Source organism: Streptomyces sp. CC224B, from assembly GCF_030010595.1.
GTDB classification, from domain to species: Bacteria; Actinomycetota; Actinomycetes; order Streptomycetales; family Streptomycetaceae; genus Streptomyces; species Streptomyces longispororuber.
Genome location: NZ_JASCXL010000011.1, coordinates 16,873 through 31,587, shown reverse-complemented (window position 1 = coordinate 31,587; position 14,715 = coordinate 16,873). Strand labels below are relative to the sequence as shown.

General features: G+C 75.1%; 10 protein-coding genes. 6 read left to right on the top strand and 4 right to left on the bottom strand.

Annotation, left to right across the window (positions count from 1 at the left end):
* Window positions 1–124: 124 nt before the first annotated feature.
* Window positions 125–877 (bottom strand): TIGR03089 family protein, encoded by a 753-nt coding sequence (locus tag QK440_RS06700; protein WP_282792048.1) that lies wholly within the window; start codon window positions 875–877, stop codon window positions 125–127.
* Window positions 878–1,015: 138 nt separating this feature from the next.
* On the opposite strand from QK440_RS06700, the gene QK440_RS06695 reads away from it, so the two are divergent.
* The 3 genes from QK440_RS06695 (at window position 1,016) to QK440_RS06685 (ending at window position 5,068) form a co-directional block, all read left to right on the top strand.
* A complete protein-coding gene (locus QK440_RS06695) occupies window positions 1,016–2,656 on the top strand; it encodes a peptidoglycan recognition protein (RefSeq protein ID WP_282792047.1) in 1,641 nt (546 codons plus the stop codon).
* Between the two features lie 95 nt (window positions 2,657–2,751).
* Window positions 2,752–3,834, top strand: a complete 1,083-nt coding sequence (locus tag QK440_RS06690; protein WP_190138417.1) for an NDP-sugar synthase — start codon at window positions 2,752–2,754, stop codon at window positions 3,832–3,834.
* Between the two features lie 163 nt (window positions 3,835–3,997).
* Complete coding sequence (locus QK440_RS06685) at window positions 3,998–5,068, top strand: DNA-3-methyladenine glycosylase 2 family protein (protein ID WP_282792046.1); 1,071 nt, start codon at window positions 3,998–4,000, stop codon at window positions 5,066–5,068.
* A 12-nt stretch (window positions 5,069–5,080) separates the two neighbouring features.
* Here QK440_RS06685 and QK440_RS06680 read toward each other — a convergent pair whose 3' ends face one another.
* The 3 genes from QK440_RS06680 to QK440_RS06670 all read right to left on the bottom strand — a co-directional run bounded on the left by QK440_RS06680 (window position 5,081) and on the right by QK440_RS06670 (window position 8,110).
* On the bottom strand, window positions 5,081–6,553 hold the full coding sequence (locus QK440_RS06680; RefSeq protein WP_282792045.1) for a coenzyme F420-0:L-glutamate ligase: 1,473 nt from the start codon (window positions 6,551–6,553) through the stop codon (window positions 5,081–5,083).
* Complete coding sequence (gene cofD / locus QK440_RS06675; protein WP_282792044.1) at window positions 6,550–7,506, bottom strand: 2-phospho-L-lactate transferase; 957 nt, start codon at window positions 7,504–7,506, stop codon at window positions 6,550–6,552. Before cofD ends, QK440_RS06680 begins: the two co-directional genes overlap by 4 nt.
* Before the next feature lie 88 nt (window positions 7,507–7,594).
* A complete protein-coding gene (locus tag QK440_RS06670; protein ID WP_282792043.1) occupies window positions 7,595–8,110 on the bottom strand; it encodes a cysteine dioxygenase family protein in 516 nt (171 codons plus the stop codon).
* An 841-nt stretch (window positions 8,111–8,951) separates the two neighbouring features.
* Between QK440_RS06670 and QK440_RS06665 the strand changes: the two genes are divergently transcribed.
* From QK440_RS06665 to QK440_RS06655, 3 genes are all read left to right on the top strand, one after another.
* Window positions 8,952–9,215, top strand: a complete 264-nt coding sequence (locus QK440_RS06665; RefSeq protein ID WP_030672713.1) for a WhiB family transcriptional regulator — start codon at window positions 8,952–8,954, stop codon at window positions 9,213–9,215.
* A gap of 272 nt (window positions 9,216–9,487) precedes the next feature.
* The gene (locus QK440_RS06660) at window positions 9,488–13,183 is read left to right on the top strand and encodes a glycosyltransferase family 2 protein (RefSeq protein WP_282792042.1); all 3,696 of its coding nucleotides are present in this window, start codon (window positions 9,488–9,490) and stop codon (window positions 13,181–13,183) included.
* Window positions 13,180–14,685: a DUF5719 family protein gene (locus tag QK440_RS06655; protein ID WP_282792041.1), complete on the top strand. Its 1,506-nt coding sequence runs from the start codon at window positions 13,180–13,182 to the stop codon at window positions 14,683–14,685. The genes QK440_RS06660 and QK440_RS06655 overlap by 4 nt, the downstream gene beginning before the upstream one ends.
* Window positions 14,686–14,715: the final 30 nt, after the last annotated feature.

Genomic DNA, 14,715 nt, shown 5'->3' with positions numbered 1-14,715 from the left:
CAGGTTCGGGGCGGTGGGTCCGGGGTGGCGGGTCGGGGTGGCGGGTCCGGGACGGCGCCGCGCCCGCCCGCGGTGGAGCCGCTGACGGGCGCGGCGGAAGAGGGCTCGGGGCGCCCGCGACGGCCTAGCGCACCGTCGACGTCACCCGCTCCGTCTCCACCCGCTTCTCCAGGCCGTCCTCGCCCAGCCGCTCCAGGTGCCGGCACAGCACCACCGAGCCCCCGGCGGCCAGCGGGGCGTACAGCCCGGCGCTCAGCCCCTCCCAGGTGTCGTACGGCCGCCCGGACAGCAGCCGCGAGCCGGGCCCGAGCCCGAACTCCCCGGCGTCGGCCACGGCCCGCCGCACCAGCTCGGCCCCGGTCAGCTCCGCCCCGCCGACGGCGAGCGCGGCCTCGTCCGGGTCCACCGGTGCGTACGGGGCGAAGCGGTCACCCTGGCCCGGCACCTCCACCGCGTAGTCCAGGAAGCCCTCCGGCGGCTGCGGGAAGCGTCCCCCGAGCGGCCGCAGCGCGAGCGCCACCCGCTCCCCGGAGCAGGCCCGCGCCGCGTCGAGGGCGTCGGGCCCGCTCACGACGAGGTCGGCGCCGCCCGGGTCCCCGCCCACGTCGGCGACCACGCCCACCGAGGAGCAGGCGAGCAACCACACCGCCGTCTGCCAGTGCGCGGGCAGCAGCAGTGCGAGGCGGTCGCCGGGCTCGGCGGCGAGGTCGCCCTGGAGCAGATTGGCGGTCTTGGCCACCCAATTGGCGAAGGTGGCCACGGACAATTCCACGCGCTCACCGGTGGCGTCGTCGTAGTACGTCACGAGCGGGCGCGCCGGGTCGGCGGCGAGCGCGGATCGCAGCAGGTCGGCAGGGGTGCGGTCGTTGGCGTTCACGGCCGCAAGGGTACGCGGGGACCCGCGTGTCGCCCGTGCGGGCGGGGCAGTTGGGCCACCGGTTCGGCCGACGACCCGCCGACGGACCGTCAGTTCCCCAATGGACAGATATGACCCGCTATGACGACGATCGTCTGCATGCGTGGATTCCTTGCTTCCTCGATCGGTGTCACCTGTGCGGCGGCGCTCGCGCTGCCGCTCACCCTCCCCTCGGCGGACGCCGCCGCGGCAACCGGCGTGCCCGGCGTGCCCGGCGCGGACGAGCGGCTCGGCGCGCACGTGAAGCCGGCCACGACGACCGGGCCGGCCGCGACGACCGGACCCGCCACGACCGGATCCGCCACGACGACCAAGCCCGCCACGGGTGCCGGGTCCCACACGGCCCCCGGACCCGCCGTGGGCGGCAAGCCCGCCGCGGAGGCGAGACCCCTAGCGGACGTGAAACCGGTCGCGGACGTGAAACCGGTCGCGGACGCGAAGCCGGTCACGGGCGCGAAGCCGGTCGCGGGCGGGAAACCCGGGGCGCGCGGAAGGCCCGCCGCGGACGCCCTGTCCGGGACCACCCGGTCGCTCCCGCTCGTGCCGCTCGACGGCTCCGACCGCGCGGGCGACACCGGGCGCCCGCAGGGGCTGCCCCGGCGCGACGTGGCGCCGTTCTCCCTGCTCGGCGTGGTCTGGGACGACCCGGAGGCCGAGCTGCGCGGCAGCGTCCAGGTCCGCACCCGCGCCACGGGCGGCACGGTCTGGTCCGCCTGGCAGGACCTGGAGGCGCACAACCACGAGCACGCCGCCGACCCCGGCACCGCCGAGCGCGACTCCGGCCGGGTGCGCGGGTCGACGGCGCCGCTGTGGGTGGGGGACTCGGACGGGGTGGAGGTGCGGGTCCGGCCCGCCCCGGCCGAACGCGGCCAGGACGGCCGGACCACCGCCCCCCGGCTGCCCACGGGGCTGCGCCTGGAGCTCGTCGACCCCGGCGAGGAGCCCCCGCCCGGCGGCGCCCCCGTCGATGTCCCGCGCGCGAACAGCCTGACCGCCGCGACCGCGGCGGCCTCCGCCGTCAACGCCGACCTCGCCCCGCTCGGCGCGCCGCTCATCCCCGAACTCACCAAGGCGCAGACGGAGGCCGACCTGCTCACCACCCTCGGCCTGGCGAACACCACCGCGGCGCGCCCCTACGTCGGCCCGCGCCCGGCCATCATCACGCGACGCGGCTGGGGCGCGGACGAACGCCTGCGCGAGCGCGACTTCGCGTACACCAAGACCGTGAAGGCGGCCTTCCTGCACCACACCGTCACCGGCAACAAGTACCGCTGCTCGCAGGCGCCCTCCGTCCTGCGCAGTATCTACCGCTACCACGTCAAGAGCAGTGGCTGGCGCGACATCGGCTACAACTTCGCCATCGACAAGTGCGGAAACATCTACGAAGGCCGCGCCGGGGGCGTGGCGAAGCCGGTGCTCGGCGCCCACACCCTCGGTTTCAACACCAACAGCATGGGCATCGCCGTCATCGGCACCTACACCAGTGCCACCCCGCCGAAGGCCGCGGTCAACGCCGTCGCCCGCCTCACGGCATGGAAGCTCGGCCTGTTCGGAGCCAACCCGCGCGGTAAGACCTACCTGAAGTCCGGAGGTGGCAATCGCTACAGGAAGGGCACGAAGGTCCGGCTGCATGTGATCTCCGGCCACCGGGACGGCTTCGCCACCGAGTGCCCGGGCCGTCGCCTCTACGGCAAACTCGGCACGGCCCGCGCCGCGTCGGCCCGCCTCCAGGGCCGCTGAGGCCCGGTCGCACTGCACGGTCCGCGATGACGTCTGCATACACTGGCCGGCCGTAACAGAGTTCGGCCGGCCCCAGCAGGAAGCAGAGACGACAGGTGACAGAAGCGATCCTCCTGGTCGGCGGCAAGGGCACCCGGTTGCGGCCGCTCACGGTGAACACCCCCAAGCCCATGGTCCCGGCGGCGGGCGTGCCGTTCCTCACCCACCAGCTCGCCCGGGCCCGCGCGGCGGGGGTGGACCACATCGTCCTGGCGACGTCGTACCTGGCCGAGGTCTTCGAGCCGTACTTCGGCGACGGCTCCGCGCTCGGCCTCCACATCGAGTACGTCACCGAGGAGGAGCCCCTGGGCACCGGCGGGGCCATCCGCAACGTGGCCTCGCGCCTGCACTCGGGGCCCCAGGACCCGGTCCTCGTCTTCAACGGGGACATCCTCACCGGCCTGGACATCCGCGCGCTCGTCGGGGAGCACGAGTCGACCGGCGCCGACGTCTCGCTCCACCTGACCCGGGTCACCGACCCGCGCGCGTACGGCCTGGTCCCCACGGACGAGACCGGCCGGGTGCTCGCCTTCCTGGAGAAGCCGCAGACCCCCGAGGAGATCGTCACCGACCAGATCAACGCGGGCGCGTACGTGTTCCGCCGGTCGGTCATCGACACCATCCCGGCGGGCCGCCCCGTCTCCGTCGAGCGCGAGACCTTCCCGGACCTGCTGGCCTCCGGCGCCCACCTCCAGGGCCGCGTCGACTCGACGTACTGGCTGGACCTCGGTACGCCCCAGGCCTTCGTCCGCGGCTCCGCCGACCTGGTGCTCGGCCGCGCCCCGTCGCCCGCGGTCCCCGGCCGCTGCGGCGACCGCCTGATCCTGCCGTCGGCCCGGGTCGCCTCCGACGCCAAGCTCACCGGCGGCACGGTCGTCGGCGAGGACGCGGTGATCGGCGAGGGCGCCCGGCTCGTGGGCAGCACGATCCTCTCCGGCGCGGTCATCGAGCCCGGCGCCGTCATCACCGACTCCCTGGTCGGGACGCGCGCCTCCGTCGGGGCCCGCTCGGTGCTCTCCGGCGCCGTGGTGGGCGACGGCGCACGCGTGGGCGCGGACAACGAACTGCGCGCCGGGGCCCGCGTCTGGTGCGAAGCCACCCTCCCGGCAGGCGCCCTGCGCTTCTCCTCGGACCAGTAGGGCTGCTTCAGCCCGTCCGGCAGGGTTTTTCAGCCCGTCCGGCGTTCGAGGACGAGGCGCGGAGCGCCGATGAGCGGGGGTCCAGGGGGCGGCAGCCCCCTGGTTTCGGGAAAGGGGCGGGACTGGGGCGCCCCCGCGAGGCCCCACCCCGTACCCTCGACAGGTGTCCTCCCGCTTCGCCCCGCGCCCCACCCGCACCACCGGGCGCGGCGGCGCAACCCCGCGGCGCGGCGCCGCGCAGCGCCCCGCGGCGACCCCCCAGCGCACCGACGCAACCACCGTGCCCCGGCCGACCCCGGCCACCCGCCGCCCCGCGGCCACCACCAGGCACCGCACCTGGACCCCTCCCACCCCCCTCGACCTCGCCCTCACCCTGGGCCCCCTGCGCCGAGGCCCCGCGGACCCCACCTTCCGCGCCACCCCCGACGGCTCGGTGTGGCGGGCCACCCGCACCCCGGAGGGCCCCGCCACCCTGCGCGTGGCCCTGCGCGCGGGCACCGCCGAGGCGGACGCCTGGGGGCAGGGGGCGGACTGGATCCTGGACCAGCTCCCACGCCTCCTCGGCGCCGAGGACAGCCCCGCCGACTTCACCGCGCGCCACCGCCTGGTCGCCCACACGGAGCGCCGCCGTCCGGGCCTGCGCCTGACCCGCACGGGCCTGGTGCTCGAATCCCTGATCCCCTCGATCCTCGAACAGAAGGTCACGACGGACGAGGCGTACCGCGCCTGGCGCCTCCTGGTCCGTGCGTATGGGGAACCGGCCCCCGGCCCCACCCCCGCCCAGGCCCGGATGCACGTGATGCCGGACCCGGCGACGTGGCGGCACATCCCGTCCTGGGAGTGGCACAAGGCGGGCGTGGACAACAAGCGCGCCGCCACGATCCTGCGCGCCGTGCGGGTGGCCGAACGCCTGGAGGAGGCGGCGGCGATGGCGCCCGAGGCGGCCCAGGCCCGCCTGGAGCTCGTCCCGGGCATCGGCCCCTGGACCTCGGCGGAAACCGTCCAGCGCAGCAACGGCGCGCCCGACGCCGTCACTGTCGGCGACCTGCACCTGCCCGGCATCGTCGGCTACGCCCTGGCCGGTGAACGCGAGGCCGACGACGCCCGCATGCTGGAACTCCTGGCCCCCTACCAGGGGCAGCGCCACCGCGCGGCCCGGCTGGTCCTGCTCAGCGGCCACACCCCGCCCCGCCGGAAACCGAAGATGCCCAAGACCGACATCGGACTGCTCTGAGCCGCTCCGGCCCTACTTCACCACCACGAAGGCCTCGGGGTCCCGCTCCGGCCTGGGCGGCGGCGCCGCGACCGGGTGGCCCACGGCCACCGCTCCCATCGGGTCCCACTCCTTCGGCAGGTCCAGGACCTCGCGCACCACGTCCCGGCAGAACATCGTCGACGAGACCCACGCGGACCCCAGCCGCTCCCCGGCCAGCGCCACCAGCAGGTTCTGCACCCCCGCGCCCGCGGCGACGACGAACATCTCCCGCTCGGCCGTGTCCCGGCGCTCGTCGCCGTACGTGTGCGCCCCGTCCATGACGAGGCAGGGCACCACCAGGTAGGGCGCGTCGCGCAGCACGTCCCCGCGCCGCACGCGGCGCGCGACGGCGTCCTCGGACTTGCCGTCCCGCCGCAGGTCCGCGACCCAGGCGTCCCGCATGGCGTCGAGGAGCCGCAGCCGCGCCGCGGCGGACTCCAGGAGGACGAACCGCCAGGGCGTGGTGTGGTGCGGCGCGGGCGCGGTCACGGCCGCGGCGACGGCGCGCCGTACGGCCCCCGGGTCCACGGGCTCGTCGCTGAACGCGCGCACCGTGCGGCGCAGGCGGAGCGCCTCCCGCACGGCCTCGCTCGTACCGAGCCGGAACATGTCGTCCCGGGCGCTCCGCACCAGCGCCCGGGCCCCGCTGTCCTGATCCTGGGGTGCCTGGGGTGCCTGCGAAGCCGCAGCGGTCCTGGGGGCCTCGGCGGCCCCGGATGTCCTGGCGGTCCCGGACGTCTCGGCTGTCTCGGCCGCCTCGGCGCCGATCCCCCGCACCACGTGCCCCAGCCCCCGCACCACCGCGACCGGCAGCCCGGAGACCTTGCCCTTGACGAGGTCCCCGGCGGCGGCCAGCTCGTCGGCGGTCGCGACGACGGTGGCCTGCAGCGGATTCCCGTACGCGTCCACGCCGCCGCGCAGGTCGTCGAGGACCCGCACCCCGGCGGCGCCGACGGCCACGTCCGTCAGGCCGGCGCGCCAGGGGCGGCCGGACGTATCGGTGACGATCACGCCGACGTTCACACCCAGTGCGCCGCGCAGCCCCTCGCGCAGGGCCCGCGCGGACGCGTCGGGGTCCTCCGGGAGCAGCAGTACGGTCCCGGCGGGGGTGTTCGAGGCGTCGACACCGGCGGCGGCCATCACCAGGCCCTGGCGGTTCTCCACGATGCGCAGGGTGCCCCGGCGCGCGACGACGCGTACGGTCTCCGCGTCGATGGCGGCCTCGCGGTCGGCCGCGGCGACCACGCGCCCCTCGGCCTTGCTGACGATCTTCGAGGTGACGAGGACGACGTCCCCGTCGGCGAGCCCGGGCTCGGCCGCGGCGATGAGCTTCGCGAGGTCGTCGCCCCGGCGCACCTCGGGCAGTCCGGGAACGGCCCACACCCGGTACGCCGGGGCCGGCCCAGACGTCTCCTCGTCGGCACCGCTCCCCGCGCCCTCGGCCGACGCGTCCGTACCGCTCACGCGCGCACCTCCTCGGCCAGCGCGAGCGCCTCGCGGGCCATGGCCGCGGCGGCGTCGACGTCCGTCATCATCAGCGGTATGGCGCGGCACCGGATGCCCGCGGACTCCACGCGCTCCACGGTGCCGGCGTCCACCGTGTCGACGAGCCAGCCGTCGAGCAGCCCGCTGCCGTAGTGCTCGGCGACCGCGGCGGCCGTCGTCTCGACGCCCACGGCGGCCAGCACCTTGTCGGCCATGCCCCGCACGGGCGCGTTCCCGACGATGGGGGACAGGCCCACCACGGGCACCCCGGCCTCGGCGATGGCCTCCCGGATGCCCGGCACGGCGAGGATCGTGCCGACGCTGACCACGGGGTTGGACGGCGGGAAGAGGATGACGTCCGCCTCGGCGACGGCCTCCAGGACGCCGGGCGCGGGCTTGGCCTGGTCGGCGCCGACGGGCACGATCGCGTGCGCGTCCACGGAGGCCCGCAGGCGGACCCAGTACTCCTGGAAGTGCACGGCCTTGCGCTCGCCGTCCACCTCGACGGCCACGTGCGTCTCGACGCGGTCGTCGGACATGGGGATGAGCCGCACCCCGGGCTGCCAGCGCTCGCACAGCGCCTCGGTGACGGCGCTGAGCGGATAGCCGGCGGCGAGCATCTGGGTCCGCACGATGTGCGTGGCGAAGTCCCGGTCGCCGAGGCCGAACCACCCGGGTCCGACGCCGTAGGCCGCGAGCTCCTCCTTGACCTTGAAGGTCTCGTCGTCGCGGCCCCAGCCCTGCTCCTCGTTGATGCCGCCGCCGAGCGTGTACATCACCGTGTCGAGGTCGGGGCAGACCTTCAGGCCGAACAGGTGGATGTCGTCACCGGTGTTGCCGATGACGGTGATCGCCGCGTCGGGCGCGGCCTTCTTGAGTCCGCGGAGGAAACGGGCGCCGCCGATGCCGCCGGCCAGAACCACAATGCGCATGTGCCCAGCATCGCAGGCGGGTGTGACATCGCGGCAGCCGGTCGCCGGATCGGCCACAGGAGCGGCGGGATCGCGCCGGTGGTGTTTTTTACACGGTGAGTGCGTCGTGCGCCGTGTTCCGCGGCGCGCGAGCCTCGCAACGAGCCGTGTGCATCGGCATGTCGGTGAGGCCGGGGTAGTAGACGTGCAGGCTCACGGCCGGTTCCAGGGAGCCGTTGACCACCTCGTGGACGTACCCCGGGGCGAAGACGCGCTGGGCGCCCGCCGTCAGGGTGCGGCTGCCGCGCCGGCTGCGCTCCGTCAACTCGCCCTCCAGGAGCGTCAGTACGCCGGAGGAGCGGCCGTGGTCGTGGACCCCGCTGCCCTGGCCGGGCACCCAGGAGAGCAGCCACACCTCGTACCCGGGCCCGGTGCGCAGGCGGTGGTACCAGCGGCTGGTGGCGTCGTACTGGACGAGGTGCGCCCACTGGGCGCGGTCGGCGGCGATGGCGCGGGCGAGTCCGGCGAACTCCGCGACGGTGACGGGGTGCTCGCGCGCGGGCTGCAGGAGGTGCGGGACCTCGAGGATGTCGCCGGCGATCTGGAGGTCGCTGTCGCTGTTCATAGTGTGCGGTGGTTCCTCAACGTCGGAGAGCTGGAACGTCGGAGTACTGGGGTGTCGCGAGGGAAAGCGGGGGAAGACGGGTGCCATGCGAGATGCGGAAGGGCGGAGAGGGACGGCGCGGGGGGTGAGACGCCGGGTGGGGCGCGGCGGGCGTGCGGCGCACGGCGCGCGCGTGCGAAGAGCGCGGGGTGGTGCGCCTCAGGGGTTCAACAGCTGGAAGCGGTGTGGCTCAACAGCTGGAACAAGCGCACGTACAGGTACAGCGGGTACAGCGACAGCGCGCGGGGGCAGCACCGGAAGACCCGCTGGTGCGGGTCACGGAAAGCGCCAATTTCGCGAGCATGCCCACCAGGACAGCGGCTCACACCTTGGATGTCAACTCATTGTCCGGAATGTGGACATTGTTTCACCTCATCCGGTTGCGCTGACTGGCGAAAGGTTTGTGCGATCGCCGCTCGGGACACAAGGCGCTCCAACCGGCGCTCGACGCGGCGCGTCAATCAGCGCGTCAACCGGCGCGCGACTGCCGGGGCGCAGTCGTGATCCCTGTGTGATCCGGTTCGCTTCGACGGGACCCCTGCAACGGGAGTGGGAGCCGCGGCGTCCCAGTCACTGAGGGGACGGGTCGACGCGCGCGTCGGAACAGGCCACTGGCAAGTGTCATGGTTTAGGTAGATATGAACACTTTCCGCAAAGCCTTGGTTCCGCAGAGTGAATAAGGGGCCCAATAGCAGATCTCGGCTTGACTGGCCCGGATCGGCACACTTGTAATTTCACTCGTGTCGTTCAGCCGAAATCGGTAACGACAGCACGGGGACGCACAGACGGACGAGGGGCGCACATGACCGAGCTGGTTCAGGAACTGCTGGTCGAGGACGCGGACGACGAACTCGGCTGGCAGGAGCGCGCACTGTGCGCCCAGACCGACCCCGAGTCCTTCTTTCCTGAGAAGGGCGGTTCGACACGCGAGGCCAAGAAGGTCTGCCTCGCCTGCGAGGTCCGCTCCGAGTGCCTTGAGTACGCACTTGCGAACGATGAGCGCTTCGGCATCTGGGGCGGCCTCTCGGAACGGGAGCGCCGCCGCCTCAAGAAGGCCGCCGTCTGACCCCCGCCCCCCTCTCGCACACCGGAGTGCTCCCGCACACCGGCGGGCCGGAACTCCCCCCGAGTTCCGGCCCGCGGACGTTTCCGGGCCGGGCGCACCCGGCCCGCGGCACCCCGCGAGGGTGACCGCCGTTCCCGGTACTCCCCAGTTGTCCACAGGCGGCGGGCCGTTGCGGCGCCAGCCGTTAGTGTGGGGCCCCGTCCGAGACGCCACAGCGCCCCCGCGGGTCGCGGGCGTCCACCACAGTCCATCGAACCGGGGCCCGTACCTCGATGTCCGTGCACAGCCACCCGGCAGCCCACCAGGGCGCTGCCGCCGGGTTCGACCCGTCCCGCGCGGCCGGGTTCGACCCGGCAAGCCCACCCGAGTTCCCGCGTCACGTCGTGACCGCGGTGCTCGTCTCCCACGACGGCGCCCGCTGGCTGCCCGACGCCCTCGCGGGACTGCTCGGCCAGGACCGCCCCGTGCAGAACGCGATCGCGGCCGACACCGGCAGCGCCGACGACTCCGCGCGCCTGGTCGGCGAGGCCCTCGGCGACGACCGCGTGCTGCACCTGGCCCGCCGCTCCGGCTTCGGCACCGCCGTCGACGAGGCGGTCCGCACGGCCCCCGTCCTCACCCCGGACGACCTGCCCTACCTGAAGCGCCCCAGCGGCTGGGACCCGGTCAGCCGCACCTGGCGCGACGAGGCGTACGACCTGCCGGAGCTGCCGCACGGCGAGCCCGAGCAGTGGCTGTGGCTCCTGCACGACGACTGCGCGCCCGAGCCCGGCGCCCTCGCCGAGCTGCTGCGCGTCGTCGAGGCGGAGCGCGAGGCGGGCCAGGAGGTCGCCGTCGTCGGCCCCAAGCTGCGCGGCTGGTACGACCGCAGGCAGCTCCTCGAAGTCGGCGTGTCCATCGCCCACTCCGGCCGCCGCTGGACCGGCCTCGACCGGCGCGAGCAGGACCAGGGCCAGCACGACCACGTACGGCCCGTGCTCGCCGTGTCCACCGCGGGCATGCTGATCCGCCGCGACGTCTTCGAGCAGCTCGGCGGCTTCGACCGGCGACTGCCCCTCATGCGGGACGACATCGACCTGTGCTGGCGCGCCCACGCGGCCGGACACCGCGTCCTCGTCGCCCCCGAGGCCGTCGTCCGGCACGCCGAGGCCGCCTCCCGCGAGCGCCGCGCCGTCGACTGCGTGGGCCGCACCGCCGCCTCCCCGCACCGCGTCGACAAGGCCGGCGCGGTCTACACCCTCCTCGCCAACTCCCGCTCGGCCGTGCTCCCCTGGGTGCTCGTACGGCTCGTCGTCGGGACCCTGCTGCGCACGCTGGGCCTGCTCCTCGGCAAAGCCCCCGGACAGGCCCTCGACGAAGTCGCCGGCCTCTTCGGCACGCTGCTGCGGCCCGAGCGCATCCTGAGCGCCCGCAAGCAGCGCGGCACACCCCAGGTGAGCGGCGGCGAGATGCGCCCGCTGTTCCCGCCGCCCGGCGCCACGCTGCGCGCCACCGTCGAGCAGGTCGCCAGCAACGTGGTCGGCCGCTCCGACCCCGAGGTCTCCTCCGCAGGACGGCACGGAGCCGTCGAGTCGGGGCCCGGCGGCGACGACGCCGACTTCCTGGAGATCGAGCAGTTCGCCCGCCTCAAGCGCATCGCCCGCAGACCGGGGCCGCTGCTCTTCGTCGTCCTGCTCTTCGTGTCGCTCGTCGCCTGCCGCTCGCTGCTCGGTGGCGGCGCCCTCGCGGGCGGCGCGCTCCTGCCCGCGCCCGCCGACGCCGCCGGCCTCTGGTCGCGCTACGCGGACGCCTGGCACCCCGTCGGCATCGGCGGCACCGAAGCCGCACCGCCCTACCTGGCCCTCCTCGCCGGCCTGTCGACCCTGCTGTTCGGCTCCACCGGGCTCGCCGTCACCGTCCTGCTGATCGGCTCGGTGCCGCTCGCCGGCATCACCGCGTACTTCGCCTCCCGGCCCCTGGTCACCTCCCGGCTGCTGCGCGCGTGGGCGTCCGTCGCCTACGCCTTCCTGCCCGCCACCACCGGCGCGCTCGCCGGCGGGCGCGTCGGCACGGCCGTCCTCGCCGTCCTGCTGCCGCTCATCGCGCGCGCGGGCGCGGCGGCCGCCGGACTGACCTCCCCGCAGGGCGCGCGCGGGAGCTGGCGCGCCACCTGGGCGTACGCGCTGCTGCTCACCGTCACCACCGCCTTCACCCCCGTCGTGTGGCCGATCGCGCTGGTCCTCGGCCTCCTGGTGCTCGCCCTGCGCCGCAGCGACCTCGTCGCGTACGGCCTGCGCTTCCTCGCCACCCTGGGCACGCCGCTGCTCGTCCTCGCGCCGTGGTCCCTCACGCTGCTGCCGACCGGCTTCTTCAAGGAAGCCGGCCTCGCCCACGGCACCGGGGCCGCGTCCGCGCTCGACCTGCTCGGCTCCAGCCCCGGCGGCCCCGGCACCGTGCACGGCCTGATGCTCGGCGGCATCGTCCTGGCCGCGCTGGCCGCCCTGCTGCGCGGCGAGCGGCAGCCGGCCGTGCGCGCCGCCTGGGCCGTCGCGCTCGTCTCCCTGGTCTTCGCCGCGGTGTCGAACGGCTCGGCGTGGGCGGGCCCCGCCACCCTGGCCTACGGCATCGCGCTGCTCGCGGCCGCCGCGCTCGGCGCCGACGGGGCCCGCGCGCGCGTCGCCGAGCAGAGCTTCGGCTGGCGCCAGCCGGTGGCCGCCCTGATCGCGTTCGCCGCGGCCGCCGGGCCGCTGCTCGCCGCCGCCGGGTGGATGATCCGCGGCGCCGACGGCCCCCTGGAACGGCGCGACCCCGTACAGGTGCCCGCGTTCGTCGCCGAGGAGAGCGGCACCCAGGACCAGGCCCGCACGCTCGTCCTGGACAGCGACACCACCGCCCAGGTCTCCTACATGCTCGTACGGGGCTCCGGCGCCCGCCTCGGAGATGCGGAGCTCGCCGCCCAGGACGGCACCGACCGGCGCCTCGACCGGATCGTGGCCCGCCTCCTCGCGGGCTCCGGCGCCGACCAGGCCGACCAGCTCAGTGGCTACGCGGTGCGGTACGTCCTTGTCCGCGACGGGGCGCCCCGTGAGCTCAGCCGCACCCTGGACACCACACCGGGTCTGACCCGGCTCAGCCAGGAGGACGGCAGCGCCCTGTGGCGCGTGGACCGGCAGGTCGCCCGCGCGACCGTCGTGTCCGGCTCCAAGGACCCCGAGCCGGTCGCCGCGGGCCCCGTCGAGGTCCACACCAAGGTGCCGCCCGGCAAGGAGGGCCGCGTGCTGCGCCTCGCCGACGCGGCCGACCCGGGCTGGACGGCGACCCTGGACGGCCACGCGCTGACCCGCACCACCGTCGACGGCTGGGCCCAGGGCTTCGAACTGCCCGCCGCGGGCGGCCACCTGGACATCACGTACGAGCCGCCGCTGGCCCACACGGCGCTGCTGTGGACCCAGGGCGCGCTCGCGCTCGTCCTGGTGGTCCTCGCCCTGCCCGGGCGGCGCCGCGACGTGGACGACGACCTCCCCGAGGAGCTCGTGCCCGCGCAGGCGGCCACGGGCGAGGGCCGCAGGGCCCGACGGCTGCGCGCCCAGGGCGAACAGGCCACCCCGGAGGAGGGGTTCCCCGAACCCCACCCCGAAGACACCGCTCTGGGCGCGGTCCCGCCCCAGCACACACCCGCGTCCGCCCAGGGCGACTGGGGCGCCCCCGCCCACGCGGGCCCCGACTACGGCGCGTACGGCGGCGAACAGCACCACCAGAGCGGGGCGTACGCACAGGGCGGCTACGACCAGGCGTACCAGCAGGACCCGCACCAGGGCGCCCAGTACGACCCGTACGCCTACGGAGGCACGTACGGCACCTACGGACCGGACCAGGGCTACGGCCAGGCGTACGACACCCCGGACGCCCCCTACCCGCAGCAGCCCCCGATGCCGCCGAGGCCCCCGCACGGCACCGGCAGCGAGCGCCCCGACGGGAGCCAGCAGTGAACCGCACCACCCTGTCCCTGATCGCCGTGGTGACGGCCCTGGCGGCCGTCACCGGCTTCGCCGCCGTCAACGCCCCGGAAGGCGGTGACGACGGCGCCGCCGCGGCGAAGCAACTGCCGGTGGAGCGCACCAGCCTGCTGTGCCCCCAGCCCGGCGCCTCGGACCTCGCGGAGACGACGTACACGGCGTTCACGCCCGAGTCGAAGGCCCCCGAGGACTCCGCGGCCTCCGCGCGCGCGGGCGGGGCCGCCCTGTTCCCCGTCGTCAAGGCGCTGACCGACGCGCACGACGGCGACGAGGGCAAGGGGCCGAAGCCGTTCCTGACGCAGAAGGCGCCGGGCAGGCCCGTCTCCGGCGAGGAGTCCGGCGCGGAGGCCCCCGCGCTCGTCGGCAGCGCCGACGGCCGCCTCGCGCCCGGCTGGACGGTCCAGCAGACCACCTCGGTCAGCGCGGGGGCAGGCCGCGGCCTCCTCGGCACCCACTGCGTCGCCCCGGACACCGACTTCTGGTTCCCGGGCGCCGGCTCCGCCAAAGGCCGCGACGACTACGTCCACCTGACGAACCCGGACGACACCGCGGCGGTGGTGGACATCGAGCTGTACGGCCCCGACGGCGCGCTCAAGGCCGAGGTCGGCGAGTCCATCCAGGTGCAGCCCCGCACCAGCTTCCCGGTGCTCCTGTCCACGCTCACGCCCAAGCCGCAGACCGACCTCACGGTACGGGTGACCGCGCGCAGCGGCCGTGTCGCCGCCTCCGTGCAGTCCTCCGACGACAAGCTCGGCAGCGACTGGCTGCCCGCGAGCACCGACCCGGCGCCCCGTCTCGTCCTGCCCGGCATCCCCAGGGACGCCACGTCGGTCCGTCTCGTCGCCTTCGCGCCGGGCGCCGGCGACGCCGACCTGAAGGTGCAGCTCGCCTCGCCCTCCGGCTCGATCACCCCGGCCGGGCACGAGACCCTGCACGTCAAGGCGGGCATGACGACGGCGGTCGACCTCGGCGACGTGACCAAGGGGGAGGCGGGTTCCCTGGTCCTCACGCCCACGGAGGACCCCGTCCCGGTCGTCGCGGCCCTGCGCGTGGTCCGCGGCAAGGGCGCCCGGCAGGAGGTCGCGTTCATCCCGGCGACCGGACCGGTGGGCAGCCGCGCCACCGTCGCCGACAACAGGGAGAAGGGCTCCACGCTCTCCCTGGCGGCGCCGGACGAGGACGCCCGCGTCAAGGTCACCGCGTCCGCGGGCACGGAGTCCGGCGACCCCACCACCAAGACGTACACGGTCAAGGCCGGCACGACCCTGGCCGTCACCCCGCCCGTCCCGCCCGGCCTGAAGGGCTCCTACGCCCTCACCCTGGAGCCCGAGACGGACACCCCGGTGTACGCCTCCCGCACTCTGGAGCTGCCCGAGAACGGCATCCCCATGTTCACGATCCAGGCCGCGCCGGACGACCGGGGGACGGTGGCGGTGCCGCGGGCGAAGCAGGACGTGGAGGTGCTGCAGAGGTAGGAGGCGCCGGGGAGGTCTCCCGCCCGCCCG

What these genes read in the sequence shown, in the direction of transcription:
- QK440_RS06695 (WP_282792047.1), top strand. Translation starts at nt 1,016, where the DNA reads ATGCGTGGATTCCTTGCTTCCTCGATCGGTGTCACCTGTGCGGCGGCG.
- cofD (WP_282792044.1), bottom strand. Translation starts at nt 7,506, where the DNA reads ATGCGCATTGTGGTTCTGGCCGGCGGCATCGGCGGCGCCCGTTTCCTC.
- QK440_RS06670 (WP_282792043.1), bottom strand. Translation starts at nt 8,110, where the DNA reads ATGAACAGCGACAGCGACCTCCAGATCGCCGGCGACATCCTCGAGGTC.
- QK440_RS06665 (WP_030672713.1), top strand. Translation starts at nt 8,952, where the DNA reads ATGACCGAGCTGGTTCAGGAACTGCTGGTCGAGGACGCGGACGACGAA.
- QK440_RS06660 (WP_282792042.1), top strand. Translation starts at nt 9,488, where the DNA reads ATGTCCGTGCACAGCCACCCGGCAGCCCACCAGGGCGCTGCCGCCGGG.